13 protein-coding genes are annotated in these 16,681 nt (G+C 68.8%); 6 read left to right on the top strand and 7 right to left on the bottom strand.

The window, feature by feature from the left end; all coding sequences use genetic code 11:
- Positions 1–185: 185 nt before the first annotated feature.
- Entirely contained in the window at positions 186–401 is a 216-nt protein-coding gene (locus tag ACQUQ0_RS05330) for a hypothetical protein (protein WP_435183650.1), read from the bottom strand.
- Positions 402–485: 84 nt separating this feature from the next.
- Positions 486–1,055, bottom strand: a complete 570-nt coding sequence (locus ACQUQ0_RS05325; RefSeq protein ID WP_435183648.1) for a hypothetical protein — start codon at positions 1,053–1,055, stop codon at positions 486–488.
- A 93-nt stretch (positions 1,056–1,148) separates the two neighbouring features.
- On the opposite strand from ACQUQ0_RS05325, the gene ACQUQ0_RS05320 reads away from it, so the two are divergent.
- Positions 1,149–1,640, top strand: a complete 492-nt coding sequence (locus ACQUQ0_RS05320; RefSeq protein ID WP_435183647.1) for a hypothetical protein — start codon at positions 1,149–1,151, stop codon at positions 1,638–1,640.
- A gap of 1 nt (position 1,641) precedes the next feature.
- Here the strand turns inward: ACQUQ0_RS05320 and folP are convergent, their stop codons facing one another.
- Positions 1,642–4,119: a dihydropteroate synthase gene (folP, locus tag ACQUQ0_RS05315; protein WP_435183646.1), complete on the bottom strand. Its 2,478-nt coding sequence runs from the start codon at positions 4,117–4,119 to the stop codon at positions 1,642–1,644.
- Positions 4,120–4,488: 369 nt separating this feature from the next.
- On the opposite strand from folP, the gene ACQUQ0_RS05310 reads away from it, so the two are divergent.
- Complete coding sequence (locus ACQUQ0_RS05310) at positions 4,489–6,207, top strand: formate--tetrahydrofolate ligase (RefSeq protein ID WP_435183645.1); 1,719 nt, start codon at positions 4,489–4,491, stop codon at positions 6,205–6,207.
- Between the two features lie 36 nt (positions 6,208–6,243).
- On the opposite strand, the gene ACQUQ0_RS05305 is transcribed toward ACQUQ0_RS05310, so the two are convergent.
- Positions 6,244–6,807 (bottom strand): hypothetical protein, encoded by a 564-nt coding sequence (locus tag ACQUQ0_RS05305; RefSeq protein ID WP_435183644.1) that lies wholly within the window; start codon positions 6,805–6,807, stop codon positions 6,244–6,246.
- Between the two features lie 177 nt (positions 6,808–6,984).
- Here ACQUQ0_RS05305 and ACQUQ0_RS05300 point away from each other — a divergent pair, with 177 nt between their 5' ends.
- Positions 6,985–7,926, top strand: coding sequence for a VOC family protein (locus ACQUQ0_RS05300; protein WP_435183643.1), 942 nt, complete (start codon positions 6,985–6,987; stop codon positions 7,924–7,926).
- Positions 7,927–8,161: 235 nt separating this feature from the next.
- Positions 8,162–10,288 (top strand): formate dehydrogenase subunit alpha, encoded by a 2,127-nt coding sequence (gene fdhF, locus ACQUQ0_RS05295; RefSeq protein WP_435183641.1) that lies wholly within the window; start codon positions 8,162–8,164, stop codon positions 10,286–10,288.
- 181 nt (positions 10,289–10,469) lie between these two features.
- Here the strand turns inward: fdhF and ACQUQ0_RS05290 are convergent, their stop codons facing one another.
- The 3 genes from ACQUQ0_RS05290 to ACQUQ0_RS05280 all read right to left on the bottom strand — a co-directional run bounded on the left by ACQUQ0_RS05290 (position 10,470) and on the right by ACQUQ0_RS05280 (position 13,309).
- On the bottom strand, positions 10,470–12,287 hold the full coding sequence (locus tag ACQUQ0_RS05290; protein ID WP_435183640.1) for an aldehyde ferredoxin oxidoreductase family protein: 1,818 nt from the start codon (positions 12,285–12,287) through the stop codon (positions 10,470–10,472).
- Between the two features lie 128 nt (positions 12,288–12,415).
- Positions 12,416–12,796, bottom strand: coding sequence for a Rid family detoxifying hydrolase (locus ACQUQ0_RS05285; protein ID WP_372390056.1), 381 nt, complete (start codon positions 12,794–12,796; stop codon positions 12,416–12,418).
- 102 nt (positions 12,797–12,898) lie between these two features.
- Entirely contained in the window at positions 12,899–13,309 is a 411-nt protein-coding gene (locus ACQUQ0_RS05280; protein WP_435183637.1) for an EamA family transporter, read from the bottom strand.
- Positions 13,310–13,449: 140 nt separating this feature from the next.
- Here ACQUQ0_RS05280 and ACQUQ0_RS05275 point away from each other — a divergent pair, with 140 nt between their 5' ends.
- Positions 13,450–14,781, top strand: a complete 1,332-nt coding sequence (locus tag ACQUQ0_RS05275) for an NAD-binding protein (RefSeq protein WP_435183636.1) — start codon at positions 13,450–13,452, stop codon at positions 14,779–14,781.
- A 26-nt stretch (positions 14,782–14,807) separates the two neighbouring features.
- Positions 14,808–16,673 (top strand): BCCT family transporter, encoded by a 1,866-nt coding sequence (locus ACQUQ0_RS05270; RefSeq protein WP_435183634.1) that lies wholly within the window; start codon positions 14,808–14,810, stop codon positions 16,671–16,673.
- Positions 16,674–16,681: the final 8 nt, after the last annotated feature.

Raw genomic sequence — 16,681 nt, 5'->3', positions numbered from 1 at the left:
ATCCGAGATTTCCGATCGAACCGTTGGCTCGACCATCGACGGCCGTTGCGGATCCCTTCTCTCCGTTCGACGCGCATCCACAAACGCCCGTGAACGGCCGTGCTACCGATCGTCTGTCATCGGCAGTGCCCGCAGGTAACAGAAGTCCAGTCGAGGCCGGCCCTCGGGTGCCGTCGCCAGCCGCCTCAGTAGTAGTCCCACTCGTCGTCGTTGCCGCCGCGACTGACGCCGTCGTCGTTGTCGTCTTCGTCTGGCCACTCGATGCCGCCGTCGAAGAAGTGCCTGTAGACCAACGCACCGGCTGCGATTAGCATCAGGATCAACACCAGCGTCGCGGCGAGGCTGGCGAACTGCGCGATCGACTGCAGGGAGCCGCCGAACTGGAGCACGAGTGAGGACATACCGGAAATAGCGCCGCGAGGAGAAAGAGTCTTTCTCAGGGCCGAACCGCGTTCGTCGCCGCTCGCACCGCGGTCGACGCTCTCTCACTCTGTCGCCTCCGACTCGACGGTGCGGGCCCCGTGGACCCACCGCCGGGTCGGCGCGCCGAGTCCGATCGCGGGCACCAGAAACCACACGAGGATGGCCGGAAGCGTGGGCAGGACGAGCCACGGAACGGCGCTCAGGACGCTGCCGACGACAGCCCCGTGCCACGGCCGCCGGGCGCCCTCCATCTCCGTGAGGACGGTTCCGACCACGAGGTAGCCCAGCCCGGCGAAGCTAGCCCCGACGAGCCCGACGACGAGGACCCACCCCTGGACCATCGTCGCGCCGCCGACGCCGACCCTGGCGGCCTGGCTCAGGACGTAGCCGCCGATGAATCCGACGAGTGCGAACGGGAGGAGGCCGTAGAACACCGCAATCAGCGAGGTCGATCCGACTCGATCGACCGCCCGGTCGACGAAGTCCTCGCGGCGATCGATAAGCGTCACCGCGGCGATCAGAACGGACACGAACGATAGCCCGGCGTACGCCGGTCCCGAGAGCCCGAAGAGGGCCGACGGATCGCCGATCTGTGCGGTGACGCCGACGATCGGGGTGGCAGCGTACGTCATACCCTTACCTCGGCGGAATGACGGGAAAATCTGTCGCCCGGCGGCAGCGAATCGGCCGGGTCATTTTTGATGTAGAATGTCTAATAGACCTGTATGGCAGGGTCGATCGGGGCGCTCTGGGAGGTGACAAAGCGCGCGAGGGACCGACTCGTCGGCTGGGACCGACTGGTCGCGACGGGCGAGGCACTCTTCGGCGTCGCAAAGGGCGTCGCCGAGCGGATCGTCAGCCCACTCCGTCGGGGCGACGGCCCCAACAAATTCCGGCTGTCGGCGATGGACACCGCGACGACGACCTACGACGGCGACGACGGGTGGGCCTCGCGGCCGCCCGCGGTCCTGGAGTGTCCGCGTTGCGGCGGCGACATCCCCCAGCACCACGCCCGCGACGACATCGACTGCCCCCACTGCGTCGCGGAGTTCAGCTACCGGGAGTTCCCCGAGTTGGAGCTCAAACACCTGACCTGTCCCGTCTGTCGGAGCGAGATGACCCACGGCCAGCGGCACCCCGAGTCCTTCGACATCGTCGAGTGGGCGACCTGTAACGGCTGTCGGTACCACTGGGAGTTCAAGCACTCCTACTCGTAGCCTACTCCGCGTCGTCCTCGGCGGGCGCGAGCCGCCCCTCCGCCGCCGCGACGGCGGCGAGGTTCTCCCGGACGTCGTGGACGCGGACCACGTCAGCGCCGCGGTCGGCCGCCAGCGCCGTGCCGGCCAGCGTGGGCGCCAGGCGGCCGTCGTCGGCGTGGTCGGCCGCCTTGTACATCGACTTCCGCGAGTGGCCGACGAGCACCGGACAGCCCAGGCCGCGAAGCTCTCCGAGGCGGTCGATCAGGGCGTGTGACTCCGCGGGCGACTTCCCGAACCCACAGCCCGGATCGATCACGATCTGCCCGCTGTCGATGCCCGCGCGCTCGGCCCGCAGCACCTGTTCGAGCAGTTCGTCGACCACGTCGGCGACGACGTCGTCGTAGATCGGATCCTGGTCCGGATCGACCGGGACGGACAGGCTGTGCATCAACACGAGCGCGGCGTCGTGGTCGGCGACGACGAACGGCATCGCGGGGTCTGCGAGCCCCGAGACGTCGTTGATGATGTCGGCGCCAGCTTCGAGGGCCGCGTCGGCGACCTCGGCCTTCCGGGTGTCGACCGAGATCGGGACGCCGAGGTCCCCGATGGCCTCGACGACGGGGACGACGCGGTCGATCTCCGTCTCGACGGGCACGGGCTCGGCGCCCGGCCGGGTGCTCTCGCCGCCGACGTCGATGACGTCGACGCCGTGCTCGGCCATCGCCTCGGCCTGCTCGACGGCGGCCTCGAACGCCTCGTACTCGCCGCCGTCGTGGAAGCTGTCGGGGGTGACGTTCAGGATTCCCATCACCGCGGTGCCGTCGTCGGCGATCGCCCCCAGTCCGGCCGCCTCGGGGACCTCTGTCGGATCCAGCCGCTCGCGGAGCTGGTCGGCCACGCGCCGCAGCCCGTGTCCCTCCTCGTCGAGCGCGGCCGCGAGCTCGCGGAGTTGCGCCGTCGAGCCCGCGAGGACGGTCGCCACGAGCTTCTCGGGGCTGCCCGCGCGCGAGCGGCGACACTCGCCGCCGACCGCCGCGAGGTGCTCGGCCACGCGCTCGGCCTGTTCGGGGCGAAGCAGCGTCCGGAAGATCCGGCGATCGACGCCCGATCGGGACGCCGCCGACTCCGCGACCGGGGCGGTCTCGCCGTCGCCCTCCGATTCGGGCTCGAATGCCGCGTCGACGAACGCGGCGTCGACGTGGGCGTCGCGCGTCGAATCGACCGGCGTCAGCAGTCGCGTCCAGCGGTCACGCGCCTCGGCCACGGTGTACAGCGACCCCGAGACGAGCACGAAGTCGTCGGGGCCGGCGGCCTCTATGGCCTGCTCTGTGGCCTCGGGGACCGACGGGACCGTCTCGACGCGGTCGGCGTGGTCGGCGAGGGTCTCGGCCAGCGCCTCGGCGCCCTCGGCGCGGTCCAGATGCGGGCGCGTCGCGTACGCGACGTCGACCGCGGGGAGCGACGCCGCCATCTCCCCGTAGTCCTTGTCGGCCATCGTCCCGAACACGAGGTGGAGGTCGTCGTACTCGTAGCGCCCGAGGAGATCCGAGAGCGTCGCGGTCGCGCCGGGGTTGTGCGAGCCGTCCAGGACGATCATCGGCTCGGTCTCCATAACCTCGAAGCGGCCGGGCCAGGTGACGGCTCGCAGGCCCTCGGCGATCGTCGCGGCGTCGACGTCGGCGACCTGCCGCGCCAGCGTCGCCGCCACGCCCGCGTTCGTCGCCTGGTGTTTCCCGAGCAGCGGGAGCTTCGTCTCCACCGTCCAGTCCGGGCCGGCGATCGAGACCTCGCTTTCGACCTTCGAGTGCATCCCCCGCTCCTCGGCGACGACGTCGGGGTCCGATTCGGCCGGACCGACCGAGATGGCGTCTGTCACCTCGCGGATCGCATCGAGCGCCGCGCCGTCGGCCCCGGTGACGAGCGGCCGGCTCGCGGGCGCGACCTGGGCCTTGTCCGTGGCGATCTCCTCGATCGTCTCGCCCAGCAGCTCGGTGTGTTCGAGGCTCACGCTCGTGACCGCGCTGGCGACGGGGTCGACCGCGCTCGTCGCGTCGTAGCGGCCGCCGATCCCGACCTCCAGCACCGCGACGTCGACGTCCATCTCGCTGAAGTGCCGGAGCGCGACCGCGGTGAGCACCTCGAAGTGGGTGGGCACGTCGTCGTCCGCGCGGAGGCGGTCGATGCAGGGCTCCAGTTCCGCGGCGTACTCGGCGATCTTGGACTTCGGCACCTTCCGGCCGTCGACGCGGACCTGCTCGCGAAAGTCGTTCAGTCCGGGCGAGGTGAAGAGCCCGACGCTCACGCCGGCGCGCCGAAGGACGCTCTCCAGCATCCGCGCGGTGCTGCCCTTCCCGTTCGACCCGGCGACCTGGACCGCGTCGACGTCGAGGTGCGGGTCGCCGAAGTGCGAGAGCATCCGCGCGGTGGTCTCGATCCCGAGCTTCGGCCGGCGTCGCTGAAACGAGGTCAGGTACTCGGCGGCCTCGTGGTAGTTCATACCAACGTATCGGCGTCGGTCGCCTGATTAACCTATCGCAGCGAGACCGCTCCGGGCGGAAAATACTCAGATATCGTATGTATGCGAGAAAGTCGAAATAACCGATAATGTCGGACGATATCGGGGTGGCATTGCCCACACGAACTGCCGCATCCGGAGGTCCATTAGTGGACTATATCCCGAATATACTGCGTTAGAGGCCGATTCGCAGCTCTTACAGCCATCGAGATCACGGTTCGAGCACCATCCTTTCTCCGACCTTATCGGACGAGTTTTCGGTGACCGGTCGGCGCGACGAAACACGAATTATCGGATATCGGTTACTTTTTTCCGGTACGCTTACGTAGCCTCCCCGGAACACCGACAACAATGTCTGACGAAGACGGTGGCTTCCCGACAGACTACGAGATCGCACAGGACGCCGAGAAGGAACATATCACGGACGTACTGGACTCCTGGGGCGTAAGCTCCGACGACATCGAGCAGTACGGCGACTACAAGGCCAAACTGACCCACGACGCGGTGAACCGCTTCCGCGACCAGGTCGACGAGAAGGAGGGCAACCTCGTCCTGGTGACGGGGATGACGCCGACGCCGCTGGGCGAGGGCAAGACCGTCACGACGGTCGGCCTCGGTCAGACGCTCAATCACGTCGGCGAAGACGCGCTGATCGCCATCCGCGAGCCCTCGCTGGGGCCGGTCTTCGGCGTCAAGGGCGGCGCGGCCGGCGGCGGGTACTCGCAGGTGCTCCCGATGGAGGACATCAACCTCCACTTCACGGGCGACCTCCACGCGCTCACCTCCGCGCACAACCTCATCGCGGCGATGCTCGACGCGAAGATCTCCCAGAGCGACGAGTTCGACGTCGACGTCAACGACGTCTCGTGGCCGCGCGCGATGGACATGAACGAGCGCGCCCTCCGCGACATCGTCGTCGGCCTCGGCGGCTCCTCCGGCGGCACCCCCCGTGAGAGCCGCTTCCTCCTGACGGCGGCCTCCGAGCTGATGGCCGTTCTGTGCCTCGCCGAGGACCTCGCGGACCTCAAAGAGCGCATCTCGCGGATCATCCTCGCGTACACCGAGGACGGCGAGCCGATCACCGTCGACGACATCGACGCGACCGGCCCCGCCGCGATGCTCCTGAAGGACGCCATCAAGCCGAACCTCGTCCAGACCATCGAGGGCACGCCCGCGTTCGTCCACGGCGGCCCCTTCGCGAACATCGCCCACGGCACCAACTCCCTCATCGCCGACAAGGCGGCCTTCGGGATGGGCGATTACCTCGTCACCGAGGCCGGCTTCGGCTCGGACCTCGGCGCCGAGAAGTTCATGAACATCGTCTGCCGCCTCGGCGATATGACGCCGAACGCGGTCGTGCTCGTCTCCACCGTGCGCGCGCTCAAGTACCACGGGATGGGGATGTGGCCCGTCGACCTCGACGAGGTCAAGGAGGCCGGCATCGAGGAGCTCGAAGCCGGCTTCGCCAACCTCGACAAGCACGTCACGAACCTCCAGAAGTTCGGCGTCCCGGTCGTCGTCGCGCTCAACCGCTTCCCCGACGACACCGACGAGGAGATCGAAGCCGTCATCGAGCACTGCCGCGAGGACCTCGGCGTCGAGATCGCCGAGTCGAACGTCTTCGCGGAGGGCAGCGAGGGCGGCGTCGACCTCGCAGAGCACGTCATCGACGCGGTCGAGGAGAACGACCCCGAGGACTTCGAGCACCTCTACCCCGACGACGCGCCGATCAAAGAGAAGATCGAGACCGTCGCGACCGAGATCTACGGCGCCGACGGCGTCAACTTCACCGGCAGCGCCGAAGACGACATCGAGCGCCTGGAGGACCTCGGCTTCGACGAGGTGCCGGTCTGCCTCTCGAAGACCTTCCACTCCCTCAGCGACGACCCCTCGAAGAAGGGCGCGCCCGAGGACTGGGAACTGGAAGTCCGCGAGCTCTACCCCTCGGCGGGCGCGGGCTTCATCGTCGCGCTGACCGGCGACGTCCTCGACATGCCCGGGCTGCCGGCCGAGCCGGCCGCCGCCGGGATGGACATCGACGCCGACGGTAACATCAGCGGCCTGTTCTAGGTCGCCGCGCTTCGTCCCGCGGTTCTGTTTTTCACGCTACTCGTTCTCTTCGGCGATGACCCACAGCGCCCGGTAAAGGTCCCACAGCGAGCACTCACAGCCTTCGGCCACCGACCGGTAGGCCGCCAGGTACGTCCCGTAGTCGTCGACCGCCGGCGGGTCCGGGTAGTCGCCGTCGAGCGCGCCCAGTTCCCGGAGGAGGTCCCACTGGCGGCTGTCGATCACGACGTAGCGGTCGGGATCGATGAACTGGCAGAACGCCGATCCGATCGCGACGTCGACGCCCGCGAGGTCTGACAGCGCCGCGATCATCTCGCCGACGCCGTCGGCGTCGACGGCCGCGGCGATGGCGTCGTGGACGTCCTCGTAGTCGTTCTCGTCGTAGGCCGCCTCCAGTTCCCGGCGGTCGGCGTTCGGCATCCGGCCGAGGAAGCGGCGGCCGTACCACTGGACGACCCACTCGGCGTCGCGCCAGCCGTAGTCGCCGCCGGCGAGCGTCTCCGGCAGCAGCTCGACGTGTTCGTCCTCCTGGGTCGACAGCGGCTGGTACTCGGGATAGTCCGCGACGTACGCTTCGACGTCCGCTGGCGTGAGTTCCATACGGGCGCTACGTCCGCCGGGGTTCTTAGCGTGGCGCTTGCGGACCACCGCCCGGACGACCAGATTCGAATCTCCCGGGATTCCGTGTATCGACGCTCTCAGCACTCAATGGCGAAAATCCCAGAATCTGAGTATCTACACGCCTTTTTATTATAAATTCACGCTAACGAGCGGGTAATGTCGCCTGAAGTCGCACGACTCGGACACGTCGCACTGGAGACACCGGATCTGGACGAGTCGCTGTCGTTCTACGTCGACACCTCCGGGATGGAGATCGTCGAGCGAACGGAGGAGACGGCGTACCTGCGAGCCGTCGAGGAGTACGACCACCACTCGCTCAGCCTGACCGAAGCCGACGAGGCGGGCGTCGACCACATCGGCTGGCAGACCGAAGAGCCCGAGCACGTGGGGGCCTTCGCCGAGCGACTCGAAGAGCGGGGGATAGAGGTCACGTGGGTCGAAGCGGGCGCCGAAGCGGGGCAGGGCGAGGCGATCCGCTTCGAGGTCCCGAACGGCCACCGCTTCGAGTTCTACGGCGAGATGGAAAAGCCCGAGCCGCCGAAGGAGCGCCGCTCGAAGCTCAAGAACCGCCAGTACGACCCCACGAACAACCACCCGATCGCGCCGAACCGGATCGACCACCTCCAGATCTGGGACCAGGACGCGAAGGAGTGCGCCGAGTGGATCCAGGACGTGCTGGGCTTCCAGCTCCAGGAGTACTACGACCTCCAGGACGGCTCCCGGTGGGGGACGTTCCTCAGCGCCTGCGGCGTCAAGATCGACCTGGCGATCGTCCAGTCCGAGAACGACGACGACCCCGCCGCGGTCCACCACATCGCCTTTGAGGTCGACGACGCGAACGACCTCTTCGCGGCGCACAACGTGCTGAACGAAAACGACGTCCCGGTCGACGGAATCGGCCAGCACGGGATCTCCCGCGGCGAATTTATGTACGGCCGCGATCCGACGAGCGGCCACCGGATCGAGTTCAACACGGGCAGTTACCTCACGCTGGACCCGCACTGGGAGCCGGTCGCCTGGGAGGAAAACGACATCAGCGACGGCGACGATCACCAGTGGATCGGCGGCATCGACTCCCTGAAGCGCGTGACGTACTGATCGCCGTTGTATAGACAATAACACAACCAATTTCTGATACGTATTCTCGGCGTCCGTCCGATCGCGGGTCCGGACACCCGCAATCGATTCCGAACCACCGGTGGGGGTCATCCGGGCAAAACGGCCATCTCGGGGTATCGTCCGGGTATCTCGGCACCAGTACGTGAGAAAGATTCATACGGTTGGCAGAGTAGTTTTTCAAACGAGATGACCCACCACGCGGAGGAAACAAATTATGTCAAGTGAAAAACAAGACCAGGAGCCGGTGAAGACGATCTGTCCGTACTGCGGCGTCGGCTGCGGCATCCAGGTAAAGCCCGGTGAGGATCCGAGCGATATGCGGTTCATGCCGTGGGGCGACGCGCCCGTCAACGACGGCCGCGTCTGCATCAAAGGCGGCGCGGCGACGCAGGTCGTCGACCACGAGGACCGACTGACAGATCCCCTCATCAAAGAGGACGGCGAGTTCCGTGAGGCCACCTGGGAGGAGGCCTACGAGCGCATCGTCTCCGAGATGGAGGAGATCCGCGACGAGTACGGTCCCGACGCGATGGGCTTCTTCGGCTCCTCGAAGACGATGAACGAGGAGAACTACCTCCTCCAGAAGCTCGCGCGCCGCTTCGGCACCAACAACGTCGACAACTGCACCCGGATGTGCCACGCCTCGACGGTGTGGGCGCTCCGGACGAGCCTCGGCGCGGGCGCGATGACAAACAGTATGGAGGACCTCCAGGAGGAGGCCGACCTCTTCTGGATCCAGGGCGCGAACCCCGCCGAGCAGCACCCCATCGCCAACAGCAACTACTTCCGCCAGGCGATGCTCGACGGCGCGACCGTCATCCAGGTCGACCCCCACGCGAACAAGACGACGCGCTCGTTCGACATCGAGGAGACCGAGCGCCACCAGCACCTCCAGCTCAAGCCCGGGACCGACATCCCGCTTCTCAACATCGTCCTCAAGACGATCCTGGAGAACGACTGGGTCGACGAGGAGTTCATCGAAGAGCGCACCGAGGGCATCGAGCACCTCCGCGAGACGCTCGAAGACTTCGACAAGGAGGCCGCCGCCGAGGAGTGCGGCGTCCCGCTCGAAGACATCGAGCTCGCGGCCAAGAAGTACGCCGAGGCCGACAACGCCGCCATCTTCACCGGGATGGGGATGAGCCAGCACGCCTGCGGCGTCGACAACGTCCAAAACGAGATCAACCTCGCGCTCATCACCGGCAACGTCGGTCGCCCCGGCACCGGCGTCAACCCCCTGCGCGGCCAGAACAACGTCCAGGGCACCTCCGACGTCGGCGCGATGCCGAACGTCCTTCCCGGCTATCAGCTCGTCGACGACGACGAGGCGCGCGAGAGCGTCGAGGAGGTCTGGGGCTTCGAGATCCCCGACGAGCCCGGCCTGACGAACGTCGAGATCACCTCCTCGATCGGCGACGGGATCCACGGGATGTACGTGATGGGCGAGAATCCGGTAATGTCGGAGCCGGACGCCAACCACGTCGCCGAACTCCTCGACGAGGTCGAGTTTATGCTCGTCCAGGACATCTTCATGACCGAGTCCGCCGAGTACGCCGACGTCGTCCTCCCGGCGACTACGTGGGCCGAGCGCGGCGGCACGGTCACCAACACCGACCGGCGCGTCCAGCGGATGCGTCCGGTCCAGAAGGTCCACGAGAACACCAAGCACGACCTCGACATCCTCTGTGAGGTCGGCACGCGCCTCTTCGGCGAGGGCTTCGACTTCGAGGGTCCCGAGGAGGTCTTCGAGGAACTCCGTCAGGTCTGTCCGAGCTACCACGGGATGACCTACGACGCGCTCGGCGAGGAGGGCATCCACTGGCCCTGCTACGAGCCCGGCGACGAGGGCGACCAGTTCCTCTACGAGGACAGCTTCGACACCGAGAACGGCCTCGGGCAGATTGAGGGCGTCACCCACCAGGAGCCCAAGGAAGTACCCGACGAGGAGTACCCGCTCGTCCTCACGACGGCCCGCCTCGAAGAGCACTACAACACCGGGACGATGAGCCGGCGCTCGCCGCGGCTCAACAAGCAGTACCCCGAGAACTTCGTCGACGTCCACCCGAACGACGCCGAGCGCTACGGCATCGAGGACGGCGACACGATCACGGTCAAGTCCCGGCGCGGCGAGATCGAGGTCGAAGCGCACGTCACAGAAGACATCAAGGAGGGCGTCATCTGGACGACGCCGCACTTCGCGGCCGCCTCCGCGAACAAGCTGACGAACGCCGTGCTCGACGAGCGCGCGAAGATCCCCGAGTACAAGGCCGCCGCGGCCGAACTCGAAGTCGAGATCGAGCCCGACGAGGCCGAGCCGAGCGACGTGCCCGCCGACGACTGATCGCCGCCGCGCCGCGACCAGTCGGCGCCGCTCACGGATTCGCGCTGTTCTTTCGCGGACGCGACAATTGCCAGCGACGGCTATCCTTTCGATCTTCTCGGCCCTCTCGACCGACTGGCGTCTTTGCGAATAATCATCCACCGCATCAATTTCGGTGCGCCTCGCTACGGGCCGACAACGCCTACTCGTCGTGGCTGGCGAGCGGCGACGCCGCGACGGGCGTGTCGTCGTCGACGACGTCGAGGAGGTCCAAGCGGTCGAGTAACGACCGCGCCGGGATCCCCTCGGCGCTCCACTCCCGAGCGGCGTAGTAGCGCCGCCGGAGCCGGTCGAACCACCCGGGATCCAGCGCCGCCCCGTCGCTGGGGCCCTCGGACAGGGGCTGTTGGAACGCCGTCGGCAGCGACTCGTCAGCCGCGTCGAACCCCTCGCGGACGTTGAACAGGCGCGTCAGCGTCCAGGTGCGCTCGCCGACGCGGAGCAGTTTTGCTGGATCCGTCGGCGCGCGCGCATCGATCGCCGCCAGCCACTCCGCGCCGAGGTCGTCTTCGAGGGCGGCGCCGGCGAAGTCGTCGGCGATGAGGCACCACAGCGCCGAACTGATCGTCTGCTCGCGGATCACCAGTCGGACGCGGTCGGCCTCGTCCCACTCGTCGCGGAACACTTCGGTCTCGGCCGGCAGCGACCGCCGGTGACAGGCCCCGCGGTCGCTCGTCGCGTATGCTAGCGCCATCGTCGGCGACCCGCGCGGGTCGTAGGCGGGCACCTCCATCGACTTGACGGTCGGCACCAACTGCTCGGCGCCGAGCCGTTCGGCCGCCGCGTCGACGCCGTCGGCGAGCGCGTCGGCGGCGTCGGTGTCCCGGCGCGAGATCGACTCGATGAGCGCCTCCGCGACGCGTTCGTCGCCGAACGAGAGCGGCCCGTCGAGGCCGAAGTCGGCGTCGACGACCCCCGATTCGCTCGCCCGGATCGCCCAGGCGACGGCGTTGCCGGCGCTGATCACGTCGAGGCCGAGGCGGTCGCAGGCCTGCCCCAGCGTCGCGACGGCGTCGAAGTCGTCGATGCCGAGGCCCGCGCCGAGCGACATCGGCGTGGCACCGCGGGGGACCGACTGCCCGTCTTCGGTCTCGACGCGGAAGCCGCCGGGGATCGCCTCGCCGTCGCGCTCGCGCTCGACGGCGGCCTCCCGGACCGCTTCGATCCCGATGTCGTCCGCGCCGTCGAAGGACCCCTCCTGCCAGCCGCGCGTCGAGAGGACGCCGACCTCGTCGGCGAAGTCAACGGTTTCAAGGGTCGCGCTGGCGGCGTGCCAGCGGCCGACGTCGTCGTCACGGTACTTCGATTCGTACGCCTCGCGGAGGGACTCGATCTCGGGGGGACGCTCCGGCGGCGCGCCGCGCGCGACGACGGCCTTCAGCCCCTTCGCGCCCATCACCGCGCCCGCGCCGCCGCGTCCGGCGTGGTGGTCGCCGCCGTCGGAGGCGATCGTCGCGTAGCGCACGCGGTGTTCGCCCGCGGGGCCGACGCAGGCGACGGGCGCGTCGAACGCCGCGCAGGTCTCGACGACGTCCCGACCCCACAGGTCCTCGGCCGGGGTGAGGGTCGCCTCGCCCGCTTCGAGTTCGAGTGCCTGCGGCTCGTCGCTCGCGCCCGTCACGGCGACGCCGAGCGCGCCGTCCAGCGCGCCGACGAGGGAGCCCGCGAAGGCGCCGCCGCTGTACGAGTCGAGGAACGTCCCGGTGAGCGGCGACCGCGTGATCGCCGCGAACTGGGGCTCGCCCGGGAGCAGCCCGCTCAGGGGGCCGAGCACAAACAGCAGGTGATTGTCCGGCCCGAGCGGGTCCGTGCCCGGGTCGAGCCGGTTGTAGAGGTAGCGCGCGCCGAGGCCCTTGCCGCCGACGTACTCCCGGAGCCACCGATCCGGGAGGCGCTCGCGTTCGACCGTTCCCTCGGTCAGGTCGACGACGAGCAGGTCGGTGGGGGCCCCGTCAGTCATCGCTGAAGGATAACCCACCGGGATCCATTAAGCGTTCGTTATCGGAAGGGTCGGGATCCGCGGACGGATCGCGGATGGATCCCGGACGGATCGCGGACGGATCGCGGATGGACCGCCGACCGGCCCCGCTACTCGGTCGTCGCGACGGCCTCGATCTCGACGGCCGCGCCCTTCGGGACCGCCCCCGCGCCGACGGCGCTGCGGGCGGGCGGCTCCTCGTCGAAGAACTCGCTGTAGGCCTCGTTGAACGCGTCGAAGTCGTCGATGTCGTCGAGGAAGACCGTCGTCTTCACGACGTCCGACAGCGAGAGCCCCTCGGATTCGAGGATCGCCTCCACGTTCCGGAGGCACTGGCGGGTCTGTTCGTCCACTGGTTCGTCGTCGAGCAGTTCGCCGTCGGTCGTCAGCGGGAGCTGGCCCGCGGTGAAGACCAGATCGCCGTTCGTCGTCGCCTGACTGTACGCGCCGACTGCGGCGGGTGCGTCGTCGGTGCTGATGGTTCGTTTCATCCGCCAGGGCGTACCCGGTGGGAGATGATAAAAGTCGGCGGAGCGCCGATTCGGCCACAGCGTGACAGCGAACTGATCATCTGTGCCGGGACGCTCGCGGCCTCACTGATTGATGACGACGATCGCGACGAGCGCCAGGCCGATCCCCGCGGCCTTCTGGAGCGACAGCGGCTCGCCCAGCGCGGCGACGCTTATCACCGCGGCGGTCACGAAGTACATCCCGCCGATCGTCGAGACCACGGCCGTCGACCCGACCGTCACCCCGACGAACGTGGAGACGACGCCGACGGCGGCCGCGACGCCCGCGACCGCCGAGAAGACCAGGCCGCGGTGGGTCACCGCGAACGAGGCGTCCGAGACGAGGACGTACAGCCCGGTGACGGCCGTGGCCGTGAGATACGAGAGGAACGCGGCCGTCTCGGGATCGATGGTGTTGGAGGCGACGTCGCCGAAGACGATCCAAAAGCCCCAAGCGATCATCGTGCCCGCGCCGAAGAGGATCGCGGGGTTCACGCGCGGTCACCTCGCGGGGCTCTCGGGTCCGTGGTGTGCATACAGATCCTACGGCGAGGCGGGTTTTGAGGCTGCCGCGAACACATCTCATCGAGATTCTGACAGTACAGTTTTTATCCCCGATCCGCGTGTATGCGATAGTGGTTGACTCGCAAGACGAGCCGGGGCCGCGGCCGTTCGAGCAGGTCTTCTACCCGACAGAGCGGGTGCCGTTCGTGGAGTGGCGGGAGTTCTCCGGCGCGAAGCCCACGGTCGCGCTCGTGGCGGCGATCACGGTCCTGGCGTTCGTGACCGGCCTCTCGAACCTGAGCCAGGCTCGGCCGGTCGTCGCGGGCCCGCTGGCGTCGGTGGTGCCGGTGGCGCCGATCTTCGTCCGGTTTGCGGGCGTGCTCTTTGCCTTCCCGCTCGGGCTCGTCACGTTCGGGCTGCGACGGCGACGCCGGATCGCGTGGTACGCCGCGGTGGCGCTTCTGCCGGGGCTGGCGCTGCTCCCGCTCACGACCGGCCGCACGACGGAGATCCCGCTCCTCCTCGCGATCCTCGTGACGCTGCCGCTCCTGGGAGCGAACCGCGAGGAGTTCGACCGGTCGCTCGACCTCTCGCCGTTCCAGATCGCGTCGCTGACGGCGATCCTGGGCGTCGGGCTCTACGGGACCGTCGGCGCTTACGGGCTCCGGCGGCAGTTCCTCGAACTCGACGGCTGGGGCGACGCGTTCTACTACGTGGTCGTGACCATCGCGACCGTCGGTTACGGCGACATCACGCCCACGACCCTCGAAGCGAAACTGTTCTCGCTGACGGTGATCCTCTTCGGCACCGGCGCGTTCACCGTCGCGGTCGGCGCCCTGATCGGCCCGGCGATCGAGTCGCGGATGGCGGCCGCCTTCGGAACGATGACCGCATCAGACCTCTCACTCCTGGAGGGCCACGTCGTGGTCCTCGGGTACGGCGACGTGGCCGAATCGTTTCTCGACCGCACCGACGACGACACGGAACTCGTCGTCGTCACCGAAGACGCGGAGGTCGCCTCGCGACTGCGGGACGGAGGCTTCGAGGTCCTGACTGCCGATCCGACCGACGAGTCGACCCTGGAGGACGCCCGCGTCGACGTCGCCCGCAGCGTGGCCGTCGCCGGCGACGACGACGCCGAGAACGTCCTCGCGGTGCTCGCGGCCCGCGAGGTCAACCCCGACGTCCGGGTCGTCGCCGTCGCCAACGAGGAGACCCACGTCCGGAAGCTCGACGCCGTCGGTGCCGACGAGGTGATCGACCTCCGCTCGATCGGCGGCCGGCTCCTCGGCGCGTCGGTCCTCGGCGCAGACCCGGACGACGGCGACCGCCTCGGATCGGATCTCGTGGACTTCGGCGGATCGCCGGCCGAGGGCGACGCTCCCGACACGGGAGCGCCAGACGACGGCCCGCCGACCGACGGTCCGGCGGGCGACGACGCGTCGGACCAGTCAACACGCTAATAATGATCCTCGCTAACACGTAGCGTATGAGCGCCCCAGACGGGACGGACGGCCGGCGCCTCCTCTCGGAAGCGCTGCTGCTCGCGTTCGTCGGGTCGGGCGCCGTCGTCCTCGTCGGCTTCTTCTTCCCCGGCGTCGTCGGCCGCGCGCTCGGCGGGCAGACCTGGCTCGGGCTCTCGCTCCTCTTCTTCGGCTCGGGGCTGGGTTACCTCGCGGCGCTGCCGTACGAGCGCGTCCGCCCCGACGACGCGGGTGTCGCCCCGCTCGTCCGCGTCCGTCGGACCTCGGTGCGGACGCTCCTCTCCGAGCTCGTCGCCGTCCACGACCGCGTGACGCTCGGGCTCCCGCTCGTCGTGTTCGCGCTCTACTTCGGGCTCCGGCTCGCCTTCCCCGCCGGCACGACCGCCGCCGTCGATGCGCTCACCGGCGCGGTCCTCCGGTGGATGGGTCCGATTCTACTGGCGGCGATGCTGCTCGCGGTCGGCTTCTGTGTCGTCGTCTTCTTCAGCTCGTGGGGCGGCGTCCGGCTCGGCGGCGAGGACACGGAGCCGACCTACACCTACCCGACGTATTTCGCGCTCGTCTTCACCGCCGGCATCGCCGCCGGCATCGTGTTCTGGGGGCCCGCCGAGGCGCTCTTTCACTACCGACAGCCGCCGCCGTACTTCGACGTCGCGCCGCGCTCGGCCGCCGCCGTCGACGCCGCGCTCGTCTACGCGCTCTTCCACTGGGGCGTCTCCGCCTGGAGCGCCTACGCCGTCCTCGGCGTCCCCATCGCGTACTTCGTTTTCGAGCGCGGCGCGCCGCTCCGCGTCTCGTCGATCCTGACGCCGTTCCTCGGCGCCGAGGGCCTCGATTCCCCGTGGAGCCGACTGGTCGACACGCTCGCGGTCTTCGCCACCGTCGGCGGCGTCGCGACCTCCATCGGCCTCGTCGCCCAGCAGTTCCTCGCGGGCGTCCAGTTCCAGTGGGGCGTCCCCGCCGGCGCGGTCGGGCCGATCCTGTTCGTCGGCGGCCTGGCCGCGGTCTACACGCTCTCTGCGGTCTCGGGGCTCCACCGCGGCATCCGCCGGATCGCCGGGCTCACGCTCGTGCTCTTCGCGCTGTTCGCGCTCCTGCTCCTCGCGGTCGGGCCGCGGGGCTTCGTCTTCGAGCGCGGGGCCGACGCGGTCGGCGCCTATCTGGTCAACTTCGTCCCGATGAGCCTCTACACGGGCGGCTCGTGGGTCACCGCGTGGACCGTCTGGAACTGGGCGTGGTGGTTCTCGTGGGCGCCCTTCGCCGGCCTCTTTCTGGCGGCGCTCTCCCGCGGCCGGCGACTCCGGACCGTCGTGCTCACGAGCGTCGGCGCGACCTCGCTGGCGACGGGCGCGTGGTTCCTCGTCGTCGGCGGGACGTCGCTGTGGATGCAGCGCCGCGGCGGCGTCGACCTCCTGGGCGCGATAGACGCCCGCGGCGGCTCGGAGGCCGTCGCCGGCTTCCCGCTCCTGTCGGCGCTCCCGCTCGGCGATCTGCTGCTCTTCCTGTTCCTCGCGCTTATCGTGGTCTTCATTGTGACCTCCGCCGACACCGCGACGCTCGTCACCGCCATCCTCGCCTCGAAGCGCGGCGTCGCGCCCTCCCGCGGGACCATCGCGCTGTGGGGGATCTTCCAGGCCGCCGTCGCGCTCGCGGTGCTGCTCGTCGGCGGCGGCGACACCCTCCAGGCGCTGGCGGTGCTCACGGGCGCGCCCTTCTCGATCCTGGCGGTGCTGGCCGCCGTCGGGCTGTCGCTGTCGCTGTACCGCGAGGGACGGGGCGACGCGCACACCTCGATCGTCCGCGTCGTGGTCGATCGCCTCCCGAAGATCGAGACCCACCACGACGTCGAGCCGCCCGACAGAAAGGAGTGAGGCGGCGT

Origin of the sequence: Halobellus sp. EA9, assembly GCF_051195055.1 — an archaeon.
GTDB classification, from domain to species: Archaea; Halobacteriota; Halobacteria; order Halobacteriales; family Haloferacaceae; genus Haloquadratum; species Haloquadratum rubicundus.
Note: the sequence above shows the minus strand (reverse complement) of the source record. Positions and strands in the feature narration are given on the sequence as shown.